We start from the raw sequence: 18,630 nt of genomic DNA, 5'->3' as shown, positions 1-18,630 counted from the left end.
CTTCGTGGACACCTTTGCGCTGGTCGTGACCATTCTGGTCGCGCTCGGATTCACGTACACGAACGGCTTCCACGACTCGGCGAACGCCATCGCCACGTCGGTGTCCACGCGGGCGCTGACCCCGCGGGCCGCGCTCGCCATGGCCGCGGTGATGAACCTCGCCGGTGCGTTCCTCGGGAGCGGGGTGGCGAACACCGTCAGCAAGGGGCTGATCGCGACGCCCGAGGGGTCGAAGGGGATGGGGATCCTCTTCGCCGCGCTCGTCGGGGCGATCGTCTGGAACCTGGTCACCTGGTACTTCGGGCTTCCGTCGTCCTCCTCGCACGCGTTGTTCGGGGGACTGGTCGGGGCCGCGCTCGCGGGCGGTACGAAGGTCTTGTGGTCCGGGGTCGTGGACAAGGTCATCATCCCGATGTTCCTGTCGCCGGTCGTCGGTCTGATCGTCGGCTATCTGGTCATGTGCGCGATCATGTGGCTGTTCCGGCGGGCCAATCCGCACAAGGCCAAGCGGGGGTTCCGTATCGCGCAGACGGTGTCCGCGGCCGGGATGGCGCTCGGGCACGGTCTTCAGGACGCCCAGAAGACGATGGGTGTCGTGGTGATGGCGCTCGTCATCGGCGACGTCCAGAAGTCGGACGACCCGATTCCGGTGTGGGTGAAGATCGTCTGTGCGGTGATGTTGTCGCTGGGGACGTATGCCGGTGGGTGGCGCATCATGCGGACGCTCGGGCGCAAGATCATTGAGTTGGATCCGCCGCAGGGGTTCGCCGCGGAGACGACGGGGGCGTCGATCATGTTCGCCACCGCGTTTCTTTTCAAGGCGCCGATCTCGACCACGCATGTCATCACTTCGGCGATCATGGGTGTCGGGGCGACGAAGCGGGTGAACGCGGTTCGCTGGGGTGTCGCCAAGAACATCGTCCTGGGGTGGTTCATCACGATGCCGGCCGCGGCGTTGGTGGCTGCCGCCAGCTTCTGGGTCGTGGACCTGGCGTTCCTGTAGGACGCCGGACGCAGCACCAACGCTCCTCGCCCCCGCCGCCCCTACCCTCCCCCAAGCTCTCGGCTTCGCTCGAGCAGGGGGGACCCCCATCATCCCCAGGGGCTCCGCCCCTTCCACCCCGCCAGGGGCTCCGCCCCCGGACCCCCGATCGCCCGAAGGGCTCGTCCTCAAGCGCCGGACGGGCTGAGTGATGCGGGGCGGGTGGGTGGGTGTATCGGCCTCCGGGCTCGTGCTCGAACGCCAGACGGGCCGAGGATGCGCGGCGGGGTGGGTGTATCGGCCTCCGGGCTCGTCCTCAAGCGCCGGACGGGCTGAAAGATGCGGGCCGGGGGCGAGGTTTTCAGGGGCGCGGGGAACTGCGCGAACAGCCCCCACCGGCCGGCAGCCGAAGGTCTCCGGGCAGGTGGGGGCTGTGGGGCGAAGCCTCGCCTCTGGGGGCGCGGGGAACTGCGCGCCAAGCCCCCACCGGGCCTGCAGCCAAACGAATCGGGTGGGCGGGGGGTGTGGGGCGAAGCCCCGCTTTTGGGGAGCAACCCCCGTCGGCCCGGGGCCGGAAGACTCCCCGACCCCGACTCCACCCTCACCCTTGCCCCGACTCCTCGTCCTCGTCGAAGACGAGCGGGCCCGCCCCCGGGAGCCAGGGGCGGGCCCTTCTCGTCCTCGCGGTGGCACCGCCATGCAGCACCGCGAGGGGTATGGGTGGAAACGGCTCAGCCGAAGCGGCCGGAGATGTAGTCCTCCGTGGCCTGCACCGACGGGTTGGAGAAGATGCGCTCCGTGTCGTCGATCTCGATGAGCCGTCCCGGCTGGCCCACCGCGGACAGGTTGAAGAACGCGGTGCGGTCGGAGACGCGCGCGGCCTGCTGCATGTTGTGCGTCACGATGACGATCGTGAAGCGCTCCTTCAGCTCGCCGATCAGGTCCTCGATGGCGAGGGTCGAGATCGGGTCCAGGGCCGAGCAGGGCTCGTCCATGAGGAGGACCTGCGGCTCCACCGCGATCGCCCGCGCGATGCACAGACGCTGCTGCTGACCACCGGACAGACCCGAGCCGGGCTTGTTGAGGCGGTCCTTGACCTCGTTCCAGAGGTTCGCGCCCTTGAGGGACTTCTCGACGACGTCGTTCAGCTCGGACTTCTTGTACGAGCCGTTCAGACGCAGACCCGCCGCCACGTTGTCGAAGATCGACATGGTGGGGAAGGGGTTGGGGCGCTGGAAGACCATGCCGATCGTGCGCCGCACGGCGACGGGGTCGATGCCGTGGCCGTACAGGTCCTCGTCGTCGAGGAGGACCTTGCCCTCGACCCGGCCGCCGGGGGTGACCTCGTGCATACGGTTGAGCGTGCGCAGGAACGTCGACTTGCCGCAGCCGGAGGGGCCGATGAACGCCGTCACCGAGCGCGGCTCGACCGTCATCGAGATGTCTTCGATCGCCTTGTGGGAGCCGTAGTAGGCGGTGAGACCGCTTACGTCGATTCGCTTGGCCATGTCAATCACTGCTTCTTTCGAGGGGGATGCTGCTGGTCGCTGATATGGCCGCGTCAGCGACCTGTCTTCGGTGCCTTCCAACGGGCGATGCCGCGGGCCACCATGTTGAGAATCATCACGAAGGCGATCAGGGCGAGCGCAGCCGCCCAGGCACGGTCGTACGCCGCGTTCGAACCGGCGCTGTTCGCGTACTGCTGGTAGATGTACAGCGGCAGCGAGGCCTGCGCTCCGGAGAACGGGTTGGTGTTGATGAAGTTCGTGCCCCACACCAGCAGCAGCACCGGGGCGGTCTCGCCCGTGATGCGTGCGACGGCGAGCATGACACCGGTCGTGATGCCACCGATCGAGGTCGGCAGGACCACCTTGAGGATCGTGCGCCACTTGGGCACGCCGAGCGCCAGCGAGGCTTCGCGCAGCTCGTTCGGTACGAGCTTGAGCATCTCCTCGGTGGAGCGGACCACGACGGGCATCATCAGGATGGCCAGGGCCAGCGAACCGGCGAAGCCGAAGGGCTGCAGGTCCAGGATGAGCATCAGGCTCAGGATGAACAGACCGGCGACGATCGAGGGGATGCCCGTCATCACGTCGACGAAGAACGTGATGGCCGTGGAGAGCTTGCCGCGCCCGTACTCCACCAGGTAGACCGCGGTGAGTACACCGATCGGCGCCGCGATCAGGGTGGCGAGACCGACCTGCTCCAGCGTGCCGATGATGGCGTGGTAGATGCCACCGCCGGGCTCGGAGTCCGCGACCACGCCCATCGAGTGGGTCAGGAAGTAGATGTCGAAGACCTTCACACCGCGCTTGACGGTGGTCCAGATCAGCGAGGCCAGCGGGACGACCGCGATGAGGAAGCAGACCCAGACGAGGCTGGTCGCGACGCGGTCCTTGGCCTGCCGGCGGCCCTCGACGCGCGCGGCGATGCCGTACGTACCGAGGACGAAGAGGATTCCGGCGATCAGGCCCCACTGGACCTTGCTGTCGAGACCGCCGACCAGGCCGATGACCACGGCGAGCACGATGGCGCCGGCGGCGATCGCCCACGGGGACCACTTCGGCAGGGTCGCGCCGCGCAGGGTGCTGGGGCGCTTGCCCATGGCGGGTGCTGAGTGGCTCATGCGTTGGCCCCCGAGTACTCCGCGCGACGGGCGATGATGACCCGGGCCGCGCCGTTGACCAGCAGGGTGATGACGAAGAGGACCAGACCGGACGCGATCAGCGCGTCACGGCCGTCCGCGGTCGCCTCGCCGAACTTGCTGGCGATGTTCTGTGCGAAGGTGCCGCCGCCCGGGTCGAGCAGGCTGGCGTTGATGTCGAAGGTCGGCGACAGGACCGTGGCGACGGCCATTGTCTCACCGAGCGCGCGGCCGAGACCCAGCATCGACGCGGAGATGACGCCGGAGCGGCCGAAGGGCAGCACCGACATGCGGATGACCTCCCAGCGCGTGGCGCCGAGGGCCAGCGCGGCCTCCTCGTGCATCTGCGGGACCTGGCGGAAGACCTCGCGGCTCACGTTGGTGATGATCGGCAGGATCATGATCGCGAGCAGGATGCTGACGGTGAGCATCGAGCGGGGCGCGCCGCCCTGCCACTCGAAGATGCCGGTCCAGCCGAGGTACTTGTCCAGCCAGCCGAAGAGGCCGTTCATGTGCGGCACCAGGACGAGCGCGCCCCACAGGCCGTAGACGATGGACGGCACGGCGGCGAGCAGGTCGATCACGTAGGCGACCGGGCCGCTGAGCCTGCGCGGTGCGTAGTGCGTGATGAACAGCGCGATGGCGACCGCGACGGGAACCGCCAGGGCCATGGCGATGATCGAGGAGACCACCGTGCCGAAGGCCAGGACGGCGATGCCGAAGACCGGCGGGATGGTGTTGGTGTTCCACTCGAAGGTGGTGAGGAAGTTGCCGTGGTCCTTGCTGATCGCGAGCGAGGCGCGATAGGTGAGGAAGACCGCGATGGCGGCCATGATCACCAGCAGGAAGATGCCCGACCCACGGGAGAGACCGAGGAAGATCCGGTCACCGGGTCGGGTGGCGCCGCGGCTCGCGCGCTTCTGCACGGCCACGGAAGGCTGGGGGGTGGGGGGAGGTGCTTCGTCAGTGTTCTGTGTCGATATGTCCATCGGGATCTCCGGTCTGCAGAGCCGTACTTGGTGTGCGGCTCCTGGCGGCGGTGCACCGGACGGTGCGGCCCGGCCCCGAACCGGGGCCGGGCCGCACACTTTGGTTAGCTGAGGCCCGCGACGGTGGTGCGAACCTTGGCGATGATGTCGGCCGGGATCGGCGCGTAGTCGATGGAGGAGAGGACCTTCTGGCCGTCCTCGCTCGCAATGTAGGTCAGGAACGCCTTCGTGGCGGCCAGCGAGTCCGACTTGTTGCCCTTGTCGCAGACGATCTCGTACGTGACCAGGGTGATCGGGTAGGCGCCGTCGGCCTTGGTGGCGCGGTTCAGCTTGAGCGAGAGGTCCTTGCCCGTGCCGATGACCTCGGCGTCGGCGATGGCCTTGGTGGCGTTCTCGACGGTGGCGTCGACCGGGGCGCTGGCGCCCGTGTTGATGCTGGCCGCCTTGATGCCGTCCTTGGCGAACGACAGCTCCATGTAGCCGATGGCGCCGGAGGTCTGCTTCACCTGCTGGGCGACACCGGAGGACTGCGGAGCGGACTGGCCGCCCTTCGCCTGCCAGGCCTTGCCGCCGGAGTACTTCCAGTCGGAGGGGGCCGCGGCGATCAGGTACTTGGTGAAGTTGTCCGTGGTGCCGGACTCGTCCGAGCGGTGGAACGCCTGGATCTTGAGGTCGGGCAGCTTGACGCCCGGGTTCAGCTTCGCGATCGCCGAGTCGTTCCACTTGCTGATCTTGCTGTCGAAGATCTTGGCGATCGTCGAGGCGTTCAGGACGAGCTTGTCGACGCCCGGGACGTTGAAGCCGACCGCGATCGGGCCGCCGACCATCGGGAGGTCGATGCCCTGGCCACCGCTGGTGCACATCTTCTTGGAGGCGGCGACCTCTTCGGGCTTCAGCGCGGAGTCCGAGCCGGCGAAGGCGACCTGGCCCTGGGTGAACGCGGTGACGCCGGCGCCGGAGCCGCCGCCCTTGTAGTTGATCTGCACGCCGGAGCAGGCGGCGCTGAACTCCTTGACCCAGGCGTCGATCGCGTTCTTCTGCGCGGACGAGCCGTCGGCGAGGAGCTGGCCCTTGGCGTCGTCACACTTGATCGAGCTGGCGGAGCCCGTCGTCGCGCCGCCCGTGGCGTTGCTCTTCGTGCCGGTGTCGTCGGAGCCGCACGCCGTGAGGGCCAGGGCGCCGGAGACGGCGACAGCACCGAGCGAAAGGGCGCGAAGCCGGTTCTTGCGCTGAAGCTTCACTTTTGGGGTGTTCCTTCCAGGAGCCGCCGTCTGGTTGGCGGCGTGCGAGGTGTGTGTGATGCGGAGGCCACACGCAGGAGGCGTTCCGCACCGGGTAAGGCCGAAATTAGGCAGATCAGGTGAAGGCGCCGATGGCCGTAAGTGAACGGAGGGTGAACCCCTGTGGGCGGTGCGGTGAGGTCACGGAACGCTTACGTCGAGGACACGGTGGGATCCCGATCGCTGTCACTGCATGTGACCGGGTGTGTGCGCATATGGCCGATGGGTTCGGCTAGGTGAGGTGCAGCACACTCAGCAGGGCGTCAACCAGATCGGCGTCCCTGGGCTGGGTCAGACGGTCGCGGGCCGCGGCGGGGGAGAGCCACAGGATGCGGTCGACCTCGTCGTTCGGAGTGAAGTGGCCGTCCGCCGCCTCGGCAGCCCAGTAGCGGACCTCTTTGGGGCGGCCGGCGACGGGATAACGGAGGGTGGGCAGGGCCGTGCCGGGCACGCCGGTGTACCCCGTCTCCTCCCGGACCTCCCGCAGCGCCCCCGCGAGTGGTTCCTCGGCGCGCTTGAGCTTGCCCTTCGGATGCGACCAGTCGTCGTACTTCGGCCGGTGGACGAGACATATCTCCAGCTCACCGCCGAGTGGCGAGCGGCGCCACAGGACGCAGCCCGCCGCCCGTACGGCCTTGAAGGTGTCCTCGGTCATCAGGCCTCCCTCACGGGGTGCGCACGGTTTCCTTCTGCCAGTTCTGCTGGAACGCGAACCGTGCCGCCTCCACCTCGTGCCGCTGGTCGGCGTGGAGCACGCCGAGCGCGTACGCGGTGGCCGGGGCGATGCGCGGGGTGCGGGCCGCCGACGCGGCGGCCGCGGCCGCCTCCGCCGCGTCCCGGTGCCGGTTGAGGGCCTGACCCGCGCGGAGCAGTCGTACGTCGATGGGGGCGTCCTCCCCGTAGAGGACCTCGCACGCGTAGCGGTGCAGGCGCAGCAGCAGCCGGACCTGGTGCCAGGGCGCGTCCTGGGGATGGGGCGCGGTGTCCGCGGAGAGGCCGTGCACGAGGGCCTCGGCGTTGTACGGGTGGCCCGCGGTGACCAGCGGCAGCGCGGCGACCGCGTCGGTCAGCCGGTCCGTCGCGGCGGCGGCCAGCGGGCGCAGGTCGGCCGTGCCGGCCGCCGGGGTGAGCGGCACCTCGCTGGCGAGCACGGCGACGCTGTCCGCGACGGCGTGGAAGCGGGAGGAGCCGAGCGCCTGCAGGGCGGCCGAGTGGGCCCGGGTGCGGGCCAGCGTCAGCTGGCGGTCGAGCAGCGCGCCCGCCTTCGCGGCGCCGACGGTCAGGCCGCCCTTGGCAGGCGCCCCGGTGTCCTGCGCGGTCTGTGCCGGGAAACCGGACGCGCCCGAGAGCCGGTTCAGCGCGCCGATCAGCCGTTCCAGGCGGGCCGCGTAGGCGTGTTCACGGGCCAGGGTGCCCGAGAGCCACGCCAGTTCGGGCCGCATGCCCTCCGACCACTCCGCGTCGAGCAGCGGTCGGAAGGTGTGCAGGGTGCCGCTGATGCGGCGGGCCGAGCGGCGCAGGGCGCGCGCCGCGTCGACCGATTCCCCGGAGCCGTTGTCCCCCGCTCGTGACACGTCTCGCGACTCGGCGCGCGACTCCGTTCTCGGCTTCGCCCGGGCGGTGGTACCCGCGTCGGTGCCGTTCTCCCGGTGCTGTCGCAGGGAGCGGAGGAACTCCGTGGCCTGGGCCCTCAGGTAGCCCGCGAGGGCGTCTCCTGACATGGGCCCGGCCGGGGAGTCGGTGGGGGGTTCAAGGTGTTGCTGTGCCACGCCGGCGCCTCCGGGCGTCTATGAGCATCTCCTGGACGTTCCGCAGGGGCTGGCCGTCCGCGTCGGTCGAGTGCCGGGTCCACTCGCCGTCCGGGCCCAGGTGCCAGGAAGCGGTGGTGTCGGACATCCCGGTCTCGAACAGCCGGTTGAGGGCTGCGCGGTGTGCCGGGTCGGTGATCCTGACCAGGGCCTCGATCCGCCGGTCCAGGTTGCGGTGCATCATGTCCGCGCTGCCGATCCAGACCTCGGGCTCGCCGCCGTTGCCGAAGGCGAAGACTCGGGAGTGTTCGAGGAACCGGCCGAGCACGGACCGTACCCGTATGTTTTCGGACAGGCCGGTGACGCCCGGCCGGACCGCGCAGATGCCACGCACCCACACGTCGACGGGCACTCCGGCCTGGGACGCGTGGTACAGCGCGTCGATGATCGCCTCGTCCACCATCGAGTTGCACTTGATGCGGACGTAGGCGGGGCGTCCGGCGACGTGGTGCTGGATTTCCTTGTTGATCCGCGCGATCAGCCCGTCACGCAGGGACTTGGGGGCGACGAGCAGACGGCGATAGGTCTCGCGGCGCGAGTAGCCGGAGAGCCGGTTGAAGAGGTCGGACAGGTCCGCGCCGACCTGCGGGTCGGCGGTGAGCAGGCCGAGGTCCTCGTACAGCCGCGCGGTCTTCGGGTGGTAGTTGCCGGTGCCGACGTGGGAGTAGCGCCGGAGCGTTTCCCCCTCCTGCCGGACGACCAGCGACAGCTTGCAGTGGGTCTTCAGCCCGACGAGTCCGTACACGACATGGCAGCCCGACTCCTCGAGCTTGCGGGCCCACTTGATGTTGGCCTGTTCGTCGAAGCGCGCCTTGATCTCGACGAGGACGAGGACCTGCTTGCCGGACTCGGCGGCGTCTATCAGCGCGTCGACGATCGGCGAGTCGCCCGAGGTCCGGTACAGCGTCTGCTTGATGGCCAGCACGTCCGGGTCGGCCGCCGCCTGCTCCAGGAAGGCCTGCACGGAGGTGGAGAAGGAGTCGTACGGGTGGTGCAGCAGGACGTCGCGCTCGCGCAGGGCGGCGAAGATGTCGGGCGCGGACGCCGACTCGACCTCGGCCAGGTCGCGGTGCGTTCCCGCGATGAACTTCGGGTACTTCAGCTCGGGCCGGTCGATGGCGCCGATGCCGAAGAGGCCGGTGAGGTCCAGGGGACCCGGCAGCGGGTACACCTCCGCCTCGGAGATCTTCAGTTCCCGTACGAGGAGATCAAGGACGTACCGGTCGATGGACTCCTCGACCTCCAGGCGCACCGGCGGCCCGAAGCGGCGCCGCATGAGTTCCTTCTCCAGCGCCTGGAGCAGGTTCTCGGCGTCGTCCTCCTCGACCTCCAGGTCCTCGTTCCTGGTCAGCCGGAAGGTGTGGTGCTCCAGGACCTCCATGCCCGGGAAGAGCTCCTCCAGGTGTGCCGCGATCACGTCCTCGATGGGGACGTAGCGGTTGGGGGAGGCCTCCAGGAAACGGGAGAGCAGCGGCGGGACCTTGACGCGCGCGAAGTGCCGGTGGCCGCTGACCGGGTTGCGTACGACGACCGCGAGGTTCAGGGACAGACCCGAGATGTACGGGAAGGGGTGCGCGGGGTCGACCGCCAGCGGGGTCAGGACCGGGAAGATCTGGTGCCGGAAGAGGGTGAAGAGGCGGGCCTGCTCCTTCTCCGTCAGTTCGCTCCAGCGGACCAGATGGATGCCCTCCTCCGCGAGCGCGGGGGCGACGTCCTCCTGGTAGCAGGCCGCGTGCCGGGCCATGAGCTCGCGCGAGCGGGCCCAGATCATCTCCAGGACCTCGCGGGGCTGCAGGCCGGAGGCGGACTTGGTGGCCACGCCGGTCGCGATGCGGCGCTTCAGTCCGGCCACCCGGACCATGAAGAACTCGTCCAGGTTGCTGGCGAAGATCGCCAGGAAGTTCGCCCGTTCGAGCAGGGGCGTGCTCGGGTCCTCGGCGAGCTCCAGCACCCGCTCGTTGAACGCCAGCCAGCTGCGCTCGCGGTCGAGGAACCGGCCCTGCGGCAACATGATGCCGTCCTGCACCAGGTCCTCGTAGGCGTCGAGGTCGGCGTCGATGTCGGGCTCGAGGTCGGAGACGTTCGCCGCCACGGTGTGCGGGCGGTGCGCGGCTATGGAGCCGACGGAGGGCTGCGGGTGCTGCACCGGTGCCTGGGCGCTGGGCTGGTTCATGGACCCATTCTTCCGCGCCGGGAGCGAGACCGGCGCGTCGGAGAGCGCGAGCGGCAGCGGGGTGAGGCGGATGTTCCCGTTCCGCGTCCCCGGTACCGCCTTGCTCCCCGTCGTCGGAGAGGTCTCGTGCTCCGGCGGAGGCGACGGCTCTGGCACGGCGGGCTTCATTGGCTGAGCGTCGCAAGCTCGTCTGAATCGATGGTTACGGCGACATGACGTGCGGGATATCGGGGAGCGGCTCCCGGACGTCTACATGCCCGGGAGCGGCGTACGCCCCACCCCCCGTGGGGGGCGTACGCGGCCCCGGTATGGGGCGAGTTAGGCGGTGCGGCGGTGCAGCAGCCGGAAGGCGGCGGCGGTGGCCGCGGCGGTCACGGCGAGGACGATGCCGGATTCCACCAGGTGGAGGGGCCAGAAGTGGGAGGCGGGGTGGTAGACGGAGTACCGGCCCGTGACACCGTGCTCGGTCAGGCACCGCTTGGCTTCCGCGGCCGTCCCCTCGCAGTTCCCGTAGCTGGGGTCCGGGACTCGTTTCCCATGGACGACCACCCCGGATTCCAGCTTCCAGACGGGACCGGACGGGTCGTGGGCCGCGTCGCCGGTACGGGTGATCGTGGGCCACAGGTCCGCGCGGTACCGGTCCAGGCACTGGCTGAGCAGCAGCATCACGGCGAACGAGACGCTCAGAGCGGGCAGCGAGCGCCGTAGCGCCAGACCGGCGAGTGCGCCCAAGGCCAGGGCGCACAGGGCGTACGCCACCATCGCCGGGCCGCGGGCGACGAAGACGGCGGTGGCGGGCCAGCCGCCGATGACCCGGGCCGGTCTGTTCGACCAACTCCAGCGGTACGCCGCCACGAGCACCGTGCCGCTGAGCGTGATCAGCAGTGCGGGCACGGCGAGCTTGGCGGCCAGCCAGCGCACGGGGGACACCGACTGGGTCCAGGCGAGACCCGCGGTGCCGGACTCCAGTTCACGGGCGATCAGTGCCGCGCCCGCCCAGGCGGCGACGGCGTAGAAGCAGTGGCTGAGAACGGTGGCGGTGTATCGGAGGATCGCGCTGTACTCGAGCGTGGCCGTGACGTCGCAGCTGTCGGAGTGGAGACAGTGGAAGGCCTCCGCTCGGGCGGCGTCGGCCGTGACCCCCATCGCCCACACCAGGAATGCGACGACGGCGACGACGAACGAGCCCCAGACGATCAGCGCGGTGCGGTGCACGCGTACGACGGTCCACGGCAGGCCGCCGACGGCACCCGCGGTGCTCACAGAGTGGCTCCCTTCGTGAGCGGGGCGCTGCCGGTGTCGCGCTTGAGCAGCCGGAAGGCGACGAGGAGAACGAGCGCGCTGAGGGCGAGCACCAGGCCGGTCGCCATCAGCTGGAGGGGCCAGTAGTGGGACTGGGGGTGGGAGTCGGTGTAGAAGCTGACGGCGTCGAGCCGGTGGTAGATCGTGCTGCACTCCGAGGTGTGGCTGCTGCCGCACAGCGGGTCGGGCAGCCGGGCCCCGGTCGAGGTGAGGAGACCGGCGTGGACGGTGAGCCCGAGGCTGGTGGGGCCGTCGTGGGTCAGGCTGGTGACCGTCCGCACCGTCGGCCACAGGTACGGCAGGGCGAGGCCGAGGGCGGCCCGGACGCCGACCGTGCACACCACCGATATGACGAGTGCGCTCAGGGAACCGCGCAGCCTGAGGCCGGCGAGCGCGCCGACGGCAAGCCCGGACAGGGCGAGGGCGACGGTGGTCGGGCCGTTGGCGTGGAAGACGAAGGTGTCGGTCCAGCTCTTGGTGTTGTCGATCCGGCCCTGGCCGCGCACCCACATCTGCCGGTGCAGTACCACCAGCACGCTGGTCCCGACGGTGACGAGCGCCGCCGGCACGGCCAGTTTCACCGCCAGCCAGCGGGCCGGGGAGACCGACTGGGTCCACGCGAGCTGCGCGGTGCCGGACTCCATCTCGCGGCCGATCAGCGAGGCGCCCGCCCAGGCCGCGACGAGGAACGGCAGGAAGGTCAGCGCGAGGGAGGCGTACAGGGTGTACGACTTGTACCTGAGGATCGCGTCCTGGTCGTAGGCGCAGGTGGGCTTCGTGCAGCGGTCGTACGCCCGCCATGCCGCGGCGGCCGCGTCCGTCCCCGGGCCGTACAGCCACAGCAACAGGACGGCGAGCGCGACGAACAGACCGGCCCAGAGGTAGAGCGCCGGGCGGTGCAGCAGCAGCACCGTGCGCACCAGGCCGCGGGTGGCGGACGGGCGGCGCGTGGGCGTCGCCGTGGTGCCGGGGGCGGTCAGCGTGGTCATGCGGCGGACTCCTGGGCGGCGGTGCGGGCGGAGGCGAGGATCAGCGCGGGGGCCTCGGGGCTGCGCAGGTGCGCGAGGACCAGTTCCTCCAGGGAGGGCGTGGTGGCGCGGGCGTCGGGTCCGCCGGAGAACGGGCCCTGAGGGCGGATCAGGGCGGTCAACTGGCGCCCCGTGGTGCGGGATTCGACCACGGTGTGCGGAGCGAGGTCACGGACCGGCCCGGTGGTCAGGGTGTGCGCGGCCAGCAGGTCGTCCAGGTCGCCTGCCAGTCGCACCTGGCCGCCGCCTATCAGCAGCAGGTAGTCGCAGGAGCCCTCCAGCTCGGCGACGACGTGCGAGGACATCACGACCGTCGTGCCGTACTGGGCGGCCTCGGCCATCAGCGTGCCCATCAGCTCGTGGCGGGCGAGCGGGTCGAGGTCGGCCATCGGCTCGTCCAGGAGCAGGAGTTCGGGCCGCTTGCCGAGCGCGAGGGCGAGCGCCACGCGGGTGCGCTGACCGCCGGAGAGCGTACGGACCTTGGCCTTCGGGTCCAGCCCGCCGCTCTCGTACGTGATCCGCTCGGCGACCGAGGCGTCCCAGCGGGCCGGGTTGAGCTCGTGGCCCAGGCGCAGCGTCTGGGCCACCGTGAGCTGCGGGTACAGCGGCTTGTTCTGGGCGACGTACGCGATGCGTTCGCGGGCGGCGGCCGGGTGGCGGCCGAGCACGGTCAGGGAGCCCTCGGTGGGGGCGAGCAGTCCGGCGGCGTGGGCCAGCAGGGTCGACTTGCCCGCGCCGTTGGGTCCGACGACGGCGCAGACGCGTCCCGTGGGGAGCCGGAAGGAGCACTCGTGCAGTGCCCAGCCCCCGCGCCGCCCGAACCGCTTGCCGAGGCCGGCCGCCTCCATGGCGGTGTCGCTCATTCCTTGTCTCCCTTGCTGAACTTTTCCAGTACGGCGGTGAAGAGCGCCGCCACGTCGTCTTGATCGAGCCCGGCCTCGCGGGCCCGGGCCGCCCAGTCGTCGAGCTCGGCGCGCAGGGGCGAGTCGGCGGAGGCGGTGCCCAGCGAGCGCTTCACGAAGGTGCCGAGGCCGCGTCTGGCCTCGACCAGGCCCTCGCGCTCCAGCTCGCGGTAGGCCTTCAGGACGGTGTTCGGATTGATCGCCGTGGCCTCCACGACCTCGCGGGCCGTGGGGAGCTTGTCGCCCGGTTCCAGCAGGCCCAGGCGCAGGGCCTGTTTGGTCTGCTGGACGATCTGGACGTAGGTGGCGACACCGCTGCGCCGGTCGATGCGGTACTCGACCACTCGGACAACCACCCTTTCACTAATTGAGTAGTGAAAGGGTGGTGCAATGGGGTGTCCGGAGTCAAGTCCGAACATCGTGGAGGCGAGCCGGGAAGTCGCTGAGGCGAGTCCGGAAAATTCGATGCCGGATGCGTGAACCGATCGGCGGGGCTCGTCCGATGAGGGGATGTGAGGGAAACGAGAAGCGACGGGGAGCTGCTGCGGGCCATCGCGGCGGACACGGACCGTCGCGCCTTCGAGGAGCTGTACCGGCGGTATGCGCCGTGGCTGACCGCGCGGCTGCGCGGCCGGTGCGCCGATGCCGGGGTCGTCGACGACGTCGTGCAGGAGACCTTCCTCGCCATCTGGCGCGGCACCGCGCGTTACCGGGAGGAGGGTGACGCGGCGGGCTGGCTGTGGCGCATCGGCTCGCGGCGGCTGATCGACACGCTGCGCGGCGACGGCGCGCGCGGCCGGTTGCGCCAGACACTGGCCCGCTTCCGCCACCGGCACGAGGCCTCCGCCGAGGAGCGCGTCCTGGCCGGGGTCGAGCACGGCGACCTCGCGGGCGCGTTGATACGGCTCTCGCCCGAGCTGCGCGCGGTCCTCCAGGCCACGGTGATCGACGGACTCACGACCCGGGAAGCGGCCGTCCTGCTCGGCATTCCACCCGGCACGGTCAAGACGCGGGCCCTGCGGGCGCGCAAGCAGCTGCGGGAGGAGCTGGCATGAGCGGCGGAGACGACGAGGCCATCGGCGGAGACCGCCGGGACATGGATGGGGGTGGAGAGAACATGAGCGGGTTGGACGAGGACGCGGCCGCCGGTCGGAGCGCGTCCGGTGCGGCTGCGGGTGACGCCGATCGGACCGCGTCCGGCGCCGACGGTTCCCCGGACGGACGGTGGCACGCGGACGCCGACGACCTCCGGGCCTATGCGCGGGGCGAGTTGGCGCCGCCCCGGCTCTGGTCCGTCGACACCCACCTCGCGGCGTGCGCGCCCTGCCGGGAGGCGCTCGCCACGGTGAGCGATCCGGTCGTCCTGGACGCCGGATGGGAGCGGCTCGACGCCGAGCTGGACGCGCCACGACCACGGCTGCTCGAGTCGCTGCTGGTGCGGATCGGCGTCGCCGACCACACGGCACGGCTGCTGGCGGCCACGCCCGTGCTGCGCCGCTCCTGGCTGGCCGCGGTCGCCCTCGTCCTCCTCATGGCCGTGGTGGCGACCGACGCCGGACGGGCGGCGGCCTCGCCCACGCTGTTCCTCGCCCTCGCCCCCCTGCTCCCGCTCGCCGGGGTCGCGCTGTCCTACGGACCGGTGCTCGACCCGACGTACGAGATGGCCGTGGTGTCACCCCTCCACGGATTCCGGCTGCTGATGATCCGCACGGTGGCGGTGCTCACCACCGGCCTCGTTCTGAACGGCCTCGCGACCCTCGCACTCCCCGCCTACGGGCTGCGCGCGCTGGCCTGGCTGCTGCCCGCCCTCGCCCTCACCGGGACGGGGCTCGCACTGACCGCCCGCTGGGGCCCGGTCCTGCCGCCCTGCCTGGTCGGCGGAGCGTGGGTCACGCTGCTGATGGTGGCCCACGCGAAGGCCGACGGCGGCACCCTCGCGCCGTTCACGGCACTCGGCCAGGGCGTCGCCGCCGCGGTCGCGGTACTGGCCGCCGGGCTGCTCTATCTCGTACGGGACCGGTTCGACTTCTCCCCCTCGCACGCCTTCTTCGCCGACCACACCGACTTCTCCGACAGGAGCGCCGCATGACCCCCACCGTCTCCGCCTCCGGGCTCACTCTCCGGTACGGCGGGACCGTCGCCCTCGACGACGTCTCCCTGCGCCTGAGCGAGGGTGTGACCGGGCTGCTCGGGCCCAACGGCGCCGGGAAGACCACCCTGTTGCGGGTGCTCGCCACCGCCGTGCCCGCCGACCGGGGAGCCTTCACGGTGCTCGGGCACGACCCCGGCACACCCTCCGGCCGCCTGGACGTGCGGCGCGCGCTGGGCTATCTGCCGCAGACCCCGGCGTTCCACCCGGACTTCTCGGCCTTCGAGTTCGTCGACTACGTGGCGATCCTGAAGGAGTTGACGGACCGCTCCGCCCGGCACCGGGAGGTGAGGCGCGTGCTGGAGGCCGTCGACCTGTCCGACGTACGGGGCAAGCGCATCAAGAGGCTTTCGGGCGGTATGCGCCAGCGGGTCGGGCTGGCCGCCGCGCTGGTCGGCGACCCCGGCTTCCTCGTTCTGGACGAACCGACCGTCGGCCTGGACCCCGAACAGCGCATGCGGTTCAGGGAAATGATCGCCGAGTCGGGCGTGGGACGCACGGTCCTGCTCTCCACCCACCAGACCGAGGACGTCGCGATGCTCTGCCACCGCGTGATCGTCATGGTCCGCGGCAGCGTCCGCTTCGAGGGGACCCCGGCCGAGCTGACCGCGCGGGCGGCGGGGCGGGTGTGGAGCAGCACGGCCCGCGACCCCGGCGCGAGAGCCGGCTGGCGCACGGGCACGGGTTCCTTCCGCAATGTCGGCGACCCGCCCAAGGGCGCCGATCTCCTCGAACCGACCCTGGAGGACGGCTACTTGCTCACTCTCGACGGCGAGCCGGCGGAGGTGGCGGCATGAGCGAGCTGGTGACCCGCACGGTCGTGGAGGAGGCGGCCCCCACGGGGGTGGAGCCGCCCGCCCAGGACCTGCACCAGAACAGGACGCGGGCCGTCGTCGCCCTCGCCCGCTTCGAGGCACGCGAACTGCTGATGCAGATCCCGGTGCTCGTCTTCCTCCTCCTGTACGTCGCCTACACCGGCTGGGGGATGTTCAACGGCCGGGAGGGCATGGACGACTATCCGGTCCTCCACGATGTCGACCGGTCCACCCAGACCGCCCCCCTGCTCCTCGCCCTCGTGCTGTTCGTCAGCATCAACCGCGCCGTGCTCCGCTCCCGCAGGCAAGGCACCGACCGGCACTTCGACGTGCTGGTCATGGAGCCGTGGCGGCGCTCGCTGGCCCACGCCCTGTCGGCCGTGCCGTTCGCGGTGTTCACCGCGCTGGTCGTGGGATTCGAGTTCACCTGGGCGGCCCTGAAGCCCGGCGCGGTCGGCCACGGCTCGTTCGCCGAACTGGTCGTCGGCCCGCTGTCGATACTCCTCGCCGGGGCCCTCGGCGTCCTGGTCGCCCGGTCGATCCCCTTCACGTTCGCCGTCCCGCCCTTCGTCATCGGTATGTACGTCCTCACGACCCTCGTGGCCGCGAGCACCCAGGGCACGCACTGGGTGCAGTGGCTGGCACCGGTGGTCACCGAGGAAGGCGCCCACCCGTTCCCCTCCGACCTGCTGGGCCGCCCGGCCGCCTGGCATGTGCTGTATCTGGTGGGGCTCATCGTGCTGCTGCTGTGCCTCGCACTGCTGATCAACGGCGGTCGTACGCCCAGGATCAAGGCGATCACGGTCCTCGCCCTCGCCGCCATGGCCCAGGGCATCGCGGGGCAGGCCCCGGGTGACTCGGCCGCGCTGATCGCGGCCCGTGCGAAGGCGTCCGCCACCCCGGAGAAGGTGCAGACCTGCGTCGTGCGCGAAAGGTCGACGTACTGCGCCTACCCCGAGTGGACCGGCCAGACCGCCGACTGGGCCGAGGTGGTCCAGCGCGTCCAGTCCCTCGCGGGCGGCCCGGCCTCGGCCGAGCGGCTGACGGTGCGCCAGCGGGTCGACGCCCGCTCCGGTCTGGAGGGCGACTCCGCGCTGGAGCCGGCCACAGCGCCGGGGGTCGTGACCGTCGGCACGCGCTGGGGCGGCATCCGGATCCCGGAGTTCGCCGTAGGGGTGGCCTCGGTTCTGGTGACGGGGGACGAGACGTCCAGCGTCGAGGTGTGCGACGCCCGCGCGGTGATCATCATGTGGCTGGCGCTGGGCTCGGAGTCCCACCCGCTGACCATGCTGCGCCATGTCCGCATCGACGACTCCATCACCGGCGGAGGGGTCGCTCTCGAACCCACGAATTCGCTCTCCATGAACGCCGCGCAGACAGAGGTGATCAAGGAGCTGCTGCGGAAGCCCCGCTACAGCGTCATCCCCAAGGTGAAGGCCCACTGGGCGGAGCTCACGTCCCCCAAGACGACGACGGCCCAGGTGGCTCAGCTGCTGGGAGTGCCGGCGCCGACCGGTCCGGGCGCGCTGAGCGTCAAGACATGCGAGGAGTGACCGTGCGCGACGACACAGGTACGGCCGGAAGTGCGGAGCGTGCCGGAGGCACCGGGGGGACGGAGAGTGCTGGAAGCACTGGAAGCACTGGAAGCACTGGAAGCACTGGAAGCACTGGAAGCGCCGGAAGCACTGGAAGCGGCGGAAGCGGCGGAAGCGCCGGAAGCGGCGAAAGGGCGGGAACTGCGGGAACCGCGGGAAGTGGGGTGACCGCGGGCGGTATCCCGTCCCGGGGGCGCCCGTACACCGTGGCCCGCGCCCTCCTCCGTCCCCTCTGGAGCACCCTCCCCCGGCGGGCGCTGGTGACCGGAGCCGTACTGGGGCTGCTGTTCGCCGGGATCCCGCGGCTGTTCTCTCTCCAGCTCGACACGTGGGCCGGCCTCAACCTCCTGCGGGCCGCCGCGCTCACCTTCGCCCTGGGCCTGGCCTTCCTGCTGGACGATCCGGCCCGGCACATCACCGCGGCGGTGCCGACCCGGCGTCCGGTGCGGGTCGGACTTCGGGTGGCGCTCGTCGCCCCGTCGGCCGTGCTCTGGTGGACGGCCGCGCTGTTCCTCATACCGGAGCAGGCCGGGCCGCCGGTGGGCGCCGCGACCTTGGAGGCCGCCGCCATGGCGTTGCTCGCGCCGGCGGCCGCGGCGGTCATGGTGCGGTTCACCAACCGGGCCGAGCCGGGTAGCGCGGTGGGCATCGGACTACTGGTCACGGCGGTGCTGGCACGCCTGTTGCTCCCCGAGCGGTGGACGCTCTTCCCCGCTCCGTCCGCCCCGCGCTGGGAAGGCGCCCATCAGACATGGGCGGTGGTCCTGGTCGTGGCGGCGCTGGCCGGGGCGTGGTCCTGCGCGGAACCCCTACGGAGGTGGCGACCCGCCGCCTTCGCTCACCGGTGACACGAAGAGGCGGGCACGGACGGGCAGGGACACCGGACAGGACCGGTAAGGACACCGCGGACCGACGTACACCGGACCGACGTACACCGGACCGGCAAGGACAGCGGACCGGTGG

Annotated in this window: 18 protein-coding genes; 7 read left to right on the top strand and 11 right to left on the bottom strand. The window is 70.9% G+C overall.

Features of this window, described 5'->3' with window-relative positions; all coding sequences use genetic code 11:
- The first annotated feature begins 4 nt into the window (after positions 1-4).
- Positions 5-1,003 carry an inorganic phosphate transporter gene (locus ACZ7M3_RS29135; protein WP_067371449.1) on the top strand — a complete coding sequence of 333 codons (999 nt, stop codon included), beginning with the start codon at positions 5-7 and terminating at the stop codon, positions 1,001-1,003.
- Between the two features lie 710 nt (positions 1,004-1,713).
- Here the strand turns inward: ACZ7M3_RS29135 and pstB are convergent.
- The 11 genes from pstB to ACZ7M3_RS29080 form a co-directional block, all read right to left on the bottom strand.
- On the bottom strand, positions 1,714-2,490 hold the full coding sequence (pstB, locus tag ACZ7M3_RS29130; protein ID WP_067371451.1) for a phosphate ABC transporter ATP-binding protein PstB: 777 nt from the start codon (positions 2,488-2,490) through the stop codon (positions 1,714-1,716).
- 53 nt (positions 2,491-2,543) lie between these two features.
- Positions 2,544-3,608 carry a phosphate ABC transporter permease PstA gene (pstA, locus tag ACZ7M3_RS29125; protein ID WP_472066877.1) on the bottom strand — a complete coding sequence of 355 codons (1,065 nt, stop codon included), beginning with the start codon at positions 3,606-3,608 and terminating at the stop codon, positions 2,544-2,546.
- Positions 3,605-4,615 (bottom strand): phosphate ABC transporter permease subunit PstC, encoded by a 1,011-nt coding sequence (pstC, locus tag ACZ7M3_RS29120; RefSeq protein WP_351313231.1) that lies wholly within the window; start codon positions 4,613-4,615, stop codon positions 3,605-3,607. The genes pstA and pstC overlap by 4 nt, the downstream gene beginning before the upstream one ends.
- Positions 4,616-4,719: 104 nt before the next feature.
- The gene (gene pstS, locus ACZ7M3_RS29115) at positions 4,720-5,856 is read right to left on the bottom strand and encodes a phosphate ABC transporter substrate-binding protein PstS (protein WP_472066875.1); all 1,137 of its coding nucleotides are present in this window, start codon (positions 5,854-5,856) and stop codon (positions 4,720-4,722) included.
- A gap of 271 nt (positions 5,857-6,127) precedes the next feature.
- Positions 6,128-6,550: an NUDIX hydrolase gene (locus ACZ7M3_RS29110; protein WP_472066873.1), complete on the bottom strand. Its 423-nt coding sequence runs from the start codon at positions 6,548-6,550 to the stop codon at positions 6,128-6,130.
- Between the two features lie 10 nt (positions 6,551-6,560).
- Entirely contained in the window at positions 6,561-7,664 is a 1,104-nt protein-coding gene (locus ACZ7M3_RS29105) for a CHAD domain-containing protein (protein WP_472066871.1), read from the bottom strand.
- Positions 7,645-9,876 (bottom strand): RNA degradosome polyphosphate kinase, encoded by a 2,232-nt coding sequence (locus ACZ7M3_RS29100; RefSeq protein WP_472066869.1) that lies wholly within the window; start codon positions 9,874-9,876, stop codon positions 7,645-7,647. Before ACZ7M3_RS29100 ends, ACZ7M3_RS29105 begins: the two co-directional genes overlap by 20 nt.
- Before the next feature lie 318 nt (positions 9,877-10,194).
- Positions 10,195-11,139, bottom strand: coding sequence for a hypothetical protein (locus ACZ7M3_RS29095; protein ID WP_472066867.1), 945 nt, complete (start codon positions 11,137-11,139; stop codon positions 10,195-10,197).
- Complete coding sequence (locus tag ACZ7M3_RS29090) at positions 11,136-12,167, bottom strand: ABC transporter permease (RefSeq protein WP_472066865.1); 1,032 nt, start codon at positions 12,165-12,167, stop codon at positions 11,136-11,138. Before ACZ7M3_RS29090 ends, ACZ7M3_RS29095 begins: the two co-directional genes overlap by 4 nt.
- The gene (locus tag ACZ7M3_RS29085) at positions 12,164-13,069 is read right to left on the bottom strand and encodes an ABC transporter ATP-binding protein (RefSeq protein WP_472066863.1); all 906 of its coding nucleotides are present in this window, start codon (positions 13,067-13,069) and stop codon (positions 12,164-12,166) included. The genes ACZ7M3_RS29090 and ACZ7M3_RS29085 overlap by 4 nt, the downstream gene beginning before the upstream one ends.
- On the bottom strand, positions 13,066-13,452 hold the full coding sequence (locus tag ACZ7M3_RS29080; RefSeq protein WP_097225471.1) for a GntR family transcriptional regulator: 387 nt from the start codon (positions 13,450-13,452) through the stop codon (positions 13,066-13,068). The genes ACZ7M3_RS29085 and ACZ7M3_RS29080 overlap by 4 nt, the downstream gene beginning before the upstream one ends.
- 168 nt (positions 13,453-13,620) lie before the next feature.
- Between ACZ7M3_RS29080 and ACZ7M3_RS29075 the strand changes: the two genes are divergently transcribed.
- From ACZ7M3_RS29075 to ACZ7M3_RS29050, 6 genes are all read left to right on the top strand, one after another.
- The gene (locus ACZ7M3_RS29075) at positions 13,621-14,163 is read left to right on the top strand and encodes an RNA polymerase sigma factor (RefSeq protein ID WP_095853888.1); all 543 of its coding nucleotides are present in this window, start codon (positions 13,621-13,623) and stop codon (positions 14,161-14,163) included.
- Positions 14,160-15,197, top strand: a complete 1,038-nt coding sequence (locus tag ACZ7M3_RS29070; protein WP_472066861.1) for a zf-HC2 domain-containing protein — start codon at positions 14,160-14,162, stop codon at positions 15,195-15,197. Before ACZ7M3_RS29075 ends, ACZ7M3_RS29070 begins: the two co-directional genes overlap by 4 nt.
- A complete protein-coding gene (locus tag ACZ7M3_RS29065; RefSeq protein ID WP_351313214.1) occupies positions 15,194-16,054 on the top strand; it encodes an ABC transporter ATP-binding protein in 861 nt (286 codons plus the stop codon). Before ACZ7M3_RS29070 ends, ACZ7M3_RS29065 begins: the two co-directional genes overlap by 4 nt.
- Entirely contained in the window at positions 16,051-17,625 is a 1,575-nt protein-coding gene (locus tag ACZ7M3_RS29060) for an ABC transporter permease (protein ID WP_472066859.1), read from the top strand. The genes ACZ7M3_RS29065 and ACZ7M3_RS29060 overlap by 4 nt, the downstream gene beginning before the upstream one ends.
- A 66-nt stretch (positions 17,626-17,691) precedes the next feature.
- Positions 17,692-17,835, top strand: a complete 144-nt coding sequence (locus ACZ7M3_RS29055) for a hypothetical protein (protein WP_472066857.1) — start codon at positions 17,692-17,694, stop codon at positions 17,833-17,835.
- On the top strand, positions 17,832-18,515 hold the full coding sequence (locus ACZ7M3_RS29050; protein WP_472066855.1) for an ABC transporter: 684 nt from the start codon (positions 17,832-17,834) through the stop codon (positions 18,513-18,515). Before ACZ7M3_RS29055 ends, ACZ7M3_RS29050 begins: the two co-directional genes overlap by 4 nt.
- Positions 18,516-18,630 lie beyond the last annotated feature (115 nt).

It is taken from the genome of Streptomyces sp. NPDC111656, assembly GCF_055656965.1.
Note: the sequence above shows the minus strand (reverse complement) of the source record. Positions and strands in the feature narration are given on the sequence as shown.